Source organism: Georgenia sp., from assembly GCF_054605595.1.
Genome location: NZ_JBTSDU010000166.1, coordinates 1 through 5481 on the forward strand (window position 1 = coordinate 1; position 5481 = coordinate 5481).

Here is a 5481-nt window from a genome sequence, read left to right on the forward strand (position 1 = left end):
CGCCCCCCCCCCCCCACCCTTCGCCGCATGGCTCCGCCTGGCCTCAGGGCGGGGCCGGCTGTCAGTACGCCGTCTTGTCCGCGTCCGCGGTCGTCTCGGTGGAGCCCTCGTCGGTGCCGGCGCCGATCTGCGCCGCGGGCGTGCCGCCCTTGAGCGCCGCGAGACGTGCCTCGATCTCGGCGTCGCGGCCGTAGTCCTCGAGCTCGGCGAACTGCGACTCGAGCGAGCCGCCCTGCAGCTCGGCCTGGCCCGCGGCGAAGGCCTCCTCGTGGCGCACCTGCTCCTCGAAGCGGGAGATCTCGGTGGTCGGGTCCATGATGTTGATGGACGCGATCGCACCCTGCACCTTGGTCTGCGCCTGCGCGGTCTTGGACCGTGCGACGAGCTGGTCCCGCTTGCTCTTGAGCTCGTCGAGCTTGACGCGCATCTGCGTCAGCCCGCTCTTGAGCTTCTCCACCACCTCGTTCTGCGAGGTGATCATCGGCTCGGCGGACCGGGCCTCGTTCTCCGCCGAGATCTGCTTGCCGATCGCGATCTTCGCGAGGCCGTCGAAACGGGTCGCGTCCTCCGGGTTCGACGAACGGAGCTCGTCGGCCTTGGTGGAGGCCGCGAGGGCCTTCTGGCCCCAGTCGCGCGCCTCGGCGACGTCCGCCGTGTGGTCCTGCTCCGCGAGCCGCAGGTTGCCGATGGTCACCGCGACGGCGTCCTCGGCCTCCGCGATGGAGGAGGTGTAGTCGCGCACCAGCTGGTCCAGCATCTTCTCCGGGTCCTCGGCCCGGTCGATGAGGGAGTTGATGTTCGCGCGGGTCAGCTGGGCGATGCGGCCCAGGATGCTCTGCTTCTCTGCCATGGTGGTGCCCTTCTCTGTGATGGTCACGCGTCACGTGACGGATGAGGCGTTACGTGCCGAGGAGTCGTGGTGGGTGGGAGTGCGTGCCGGTCCCCGCCCCGGTGAGATCAGAAACCGCCCCCGCCCCCGCCGAAGCCGCCCCCGCCTCCGCCGAAGCCGCCGCCCCCGCCGCCCCCGAAACCGCCGCCCCCGAAACCACCGCCGCCGCCCCAGCCGCCACCGTGGCCCCCGCCACCGAGCAGGATGCCGCCGAGGATGAGGGAGCCGACGTCGATGCCGCCGCGGCGGCCGCCGCCGAAGCCGCCGCCACCCCAGCCGCCGTCGAAACGGTTGGCGTCCCGCTCGGCGAGGCGCTGGGCGTCGCCGGCGAGCCGCTCGGCGCGGGCGACGTGCTGCAGGGCCGTCACCGGCTCCTGGCCGCCGATGCGGTTCGCCTCGGCCGCCAGCCGGGCGGCCTCGGACAGGCGCGTGCGCGCGTCCGACCCGATCGAGCCCCGGTGGGTGGCGATGTAGTCCTGGACGGCGCGGAGCTGGGAGTTCAGCCGGCCCAGCCGGTCGTGCAGCGCCGCAGCGGCGCGGCGGTTGTTCTCGTCCGCCTCGCGCACGTGGGCGAGGGCGGCGTCGATCGCGGTCTCGGCCGTCGTCAGCCGCTGGATCGCCGCGAGCGGGTCCCCACCCTCGCGAGCCTGGTGCCCCTGGGCGATGGCGGCCACGGCGTCCGTGCGGCGAGCCGCGATCACCGGGTCGTCCGGGGCGAGCCGCTCGGCGTCGTGCACGTCCGCGGTGATCGAGGCCATGGCGGCGTCGAGCCGGGACCCGGCCTCGGCGAGGGCCCCGCCGGCGCCGTGCACACCCTGGAGCAGCCGGTCCGCCTGGGCGATCGCCGCCTCGGCGACGCGGGCGTGGGTGACTGCGGTGGGCCGGTCCCCGGCCGCCACCTTGGCCCGCCCCTCGGTGACGGAGGTCCGGGCGGAGGCGAGCAGCGCCTTGGCCTGGTCGGGGTTGCGGGAGACCGAGGCGAGCGCCGCGGCCGGGTACTGCGTGCTGAGCTGGGCCAGCTCGACGCGGGCGCCCTCGATCTCGCGGGCGACCTCCGTGGCGCGCTGCTCGAGCTCGTCGAGCACCTCGGGTGCGCGGGCCTGCATGTTCCGCAGCTTCGCGAACTGCTGCGCCTGCGCGCTCAGGGTCTGGTTGATCTCGTCGGTGAGCAGGATGATCTGCGCGTACATCTCCCGCTGCTGCGGCTCCGTCTCCGGCTCGTCGTCGTCGAGGAGCTGACGGAGGTGGAAGGCCTGCTCGGCCTGCTGGCCGGCCGCGGTGAGCGCGGCCGAGAACTCGTCCGTCGCCTGCAGGCCGAACTGGGCCTTGGCGAAGCCGAGCTCCTCCTCGGAGCTGCGGATGGCGTCGTCGGCGGCGATGAGGGCCGAGCCGGCCCGCTTGGCGAGCTCCTCGGTGGGCAGGTTGAGCGGGTGGTCCTTGGGCAGGTTGCGCGGGGTGCCCGCCGGGCGGGTGTCCCGCCGGCGGCGGGACACGACGAACCAGGCGACGGCGCCGATGAGCGCGAGCACGACGAGCGCCACGAGGACGCTCGAGACGATGCCCGCGGCGCCGCCCCCGCCGCCGGCGAGGTCACCGACCCCCTGGGCGTAGGCGATCGCGGCCTGGGCCCACTCGCCGTCGCCGAGCAGGGGCGCGACGTCGGCGGACAGCATGTTCTGCAGGTCCGTCTCGCTGACCGGCGAGCCGGAGTGGCGGGCCGTGCCGTAGGAGCGGACGTCGACGCCGACGGCGAGCAGGATGTTGTTCTGCCCCAGGTTGGAGGTGTTGGCCGTCTGCACCGCCCAGTCCGGGGCCGGTGTGCCGTCGAAGTCGGCGACGAACGTGACGTAGACCAGCTGGCCCGTCTCGGCCTGGACCTGGTCGATGGCTTGCTGGATCTCGCCGACGTCGCCGCCACCGAGGGCGCCGGCGGCGTCGGTGACCTGCCCGGTGAGCTGCTGCGGCGGATCGGCCACGGCCGGTCCGGTCAGGCCGATCGTGGGCAGCGCGAGCAGTGCGGCGATCGCCAGCAACCTGGCAGGGTGAGTCCTCACCAGGTGATCCTCGCCGTCCGGGACCGGGTTGGCAACGTCGGAACGGCCCGTTCGCCATCGGAGATATCGGGAACTTCCCAGGTCAGCGTGCCCGGACGCGGTGGCCGGCGGGGCCCGGACACCGGTCGTGCCCGGCGCTCGGCGACCACCACCGGCCGGCGCGCCCGTCACGCCGTCGCGAGGTCCTCCGCGTCGATGATCGTGTACGAGTACCCCTGCTCCGCCAGGAACCGCTGCCGGTGGGCGGCGAAGTCCTGGTCCACGGTGTCCCGGGCGACCACCGTGTAGAAGTGGGCGGTCTTGCCGTCGGCCTTGGGCCGCATGAGCCGGCCGAGGCGCTGCGCCTCCTCCTGACGGGAGCCGAAGGAGCCGGACACCTGCACCGCGACCGAGGCCTCCGGCAGGTCGATGGAGAAGTTCGCGACCTTGGACACCACGAGCACGGGGACCTCCCCGGCACGGAACGCGCCGAAGAGCCGCTGACGCTCGCGCACCGTCGTCTGCCCGGTGATCAGCGGCGCGGCGAGGGACTCGGCGAGCTCGTCGAGCTGGTCGAGGTACTGCCCGATCACCAGTGTCTGCTCGCCGGGGTGCCGGGCGAGGATCTCGCGCACCGCCCGCGTCTTGCCCGGCGCGGACGCGGCCAGCCGGTAACGCTCCTCCGGCTGCGCCGTCGCGTAGACCATGCGGTCGTGGTCCGGCAGCGTCAGGCGCACCTCGATGCACTCCGCCGGGGCGATGTACCCCTGCGCCTCGATGTCCTTCCACGGTGCGTCGTAGCGCTTGGGCCCGATGAGGGAGAACACCTCGTCCTCCCGGCCGTCCTCGCGCACCAGGGTCGCGGTCAGCCCGAGGCGACGGCGTGCCTGCAGATCCGCCGTCATGCGGAAGATCGGCGCGGGGAGCAGGTGGACCTCGTCGTACAGGATCAGGCCCCAGTCGTGCGCGTCGAGCAGCTCGAGGTGGGCGTAGACACCCTTGCGCTTCGTGGTGAGCACCTGGTAGGTGGCGATCGTGACCGGCCGGACCTCCTTGCGTGAGCCCGAGTACTCGCCGATCTCGTCCTCGGTCAGCGTGGTGCGCCGCACCAGCTCGTCGCGCCACTGCCGGGCCGAGACGGTGTTCGTCACCAGGATGAGCGTCGTCGTCTTCGACCGGGCCATCGCCCCCGCACCGACGAGCGTCTTGCCGGCCCCGCACGGCAGGACGACGACGCCGGAGCCGCCGTACCAGAAGGTGTCCACCGCCTCCTCCTGGTAGGGCCGCAGGTGCCAGCCGTCCTGCGCCAGGTCGATGGCGTGCGCCTCGCCGTCGACGTAGCCGGCGAGATCCTCCGCCGGCCAGCCGAGCTTGAGCAGCACCTGCTTGAGGTGGCCCCGCTCGGACGGGTGGACGACGACGTCGGTCTCGTCCACGCGCTCGCCGAGCAGGCCCTTGACCCGCTTGGAGCGCAGCACCTCCGCCAGCACCGGCTGGTCCAGGGCGTGCAGCACCAGCCCGTGGACCGGATGGTCGACGAGCTGGAGGCGCCCGTAGCGGTCCATCGTCTCGGCGATGTCGACCAGCAGCGGGTGGGGGACGGGATAGCGGGAGTAGTCGAGGAGAGCGGCCACGACCTGCTCGGCGTCGTGCCCGGCGGCGCGGGCGTTCCACAGCCCCAGCGGGGTGACGCGATAGGTGTGGACGTGCTCGGGGGCGCGTTCGAGCTCGGCGAACGGGGCGATCGCCCGGCGCGCCGCGATGGCGCGCGGGTGGTCGACCTCGAGCAGGAGGGACTTGTCGGACTGGACGATCAGGGGGCCGTCGGGCATCCGGCCATTGTCTCCCGAATCGGCCCCGGCCGGGTGCGGGGTGGATGTGGTGCGGGGTGGACGTGCTGGAGCCGCCGCCCACGCAGGCATCTGGCGTGGGTCAGTCCCGGGTCGCCGGGGCGACGGCGGAGATGCGGTGGATCGTGACGGTCAGGTCCGTCTCCCGGTCGAGGTCGCGCATGCGGACCCGGCCGCCGTCGACGTGCACCGGTTGCACCCGCCGTCGCTCGGGGGTGCCGCGCGCCCCCACGACGACGATCTCCACGGGGGTGCCGGCGTCCGTCGCGTCGCGCAGCAGCGCGAGCGCGTGCACCGGGTCGGTCGCGGGCAGCGAACCGTCCGCGCGCCGCGCGGCGTCCGCCCGTACCCGCCGCTCCCCGGCCCGCATGCGTGCGACGGCGGCGGCCGGGGCGGCGTCGTCGACCGGCCGGTCGTACGTGCTCGCCGCGGCACCGGGGTAGGTGGGCAGCCGGCGGCCGCCGCGCCGGCCGTTCGGGTCGCCGGGCCCGCGCGTGCCCAGCCCGCCGGGCGGGACGACGACGGCGCCGTCCGGGCCCTCGAGCACCGGCGCCAGGCCGGCGTCCCGCAGCGCGTCGAGCACCTCCGCCGGGCCGGCGGGGCTGATCAGCACGGTCGGCGCGACGGCCCGCAGCGACAGCTCCGCCAGGGCGGGGTCGGCGAGCAGCCCGGCGGCCGTGGCGTGGTCGTCGACCCGGAGATAGGCCCG

The 5481-nt window shown here is 74.2% G+C and carries 3 protein-coding genes and 1 pseudogene; all 4 read right to left on the reverse strand.

The window, feature by feature from the left end; translation table 11 throughout:
• Positions 1–61: 61 nt before the first annotated feature.
• Positions 62–850, reverse strand: coding sequence for a PspA/IM30 family protein (locus tag ACYC1Z_RS13925; protein ID WP_461410124.1), 789 nt, complete (start codon positions 848–850; stop codon positions 62–64).
• Positions 851–957: 107 nt separating this feature from the next.
• On the reverse strand, positions 958–2943 hold the full coding sequence (locus ACYC1Z_RS13930; RefSeq protein WP_461410122.1) for a TPM domain-containing protein: 1986 nt from the start codon (positions 2941–2943) through the stop codon (positions 958–960).
• 167 nt (positions 2944–3110) lie between these two features.
• Entirely contained in the window at positions 3111–4754 is a 1644-nt protein-coding gene (locus ACYC1Z_RS13935; protein ID WP_461410123.1) for a DNA repair helicase XPB, read from the reverse strand.
• A 100-nt stretch (positions 4755–4854) separates the two neighbouring features.
• Positions 4855–5481: pseudogene (locus ACYC1Z_RS13940) on the reverse strand (hypothetical protein); the annotation flags it as partial.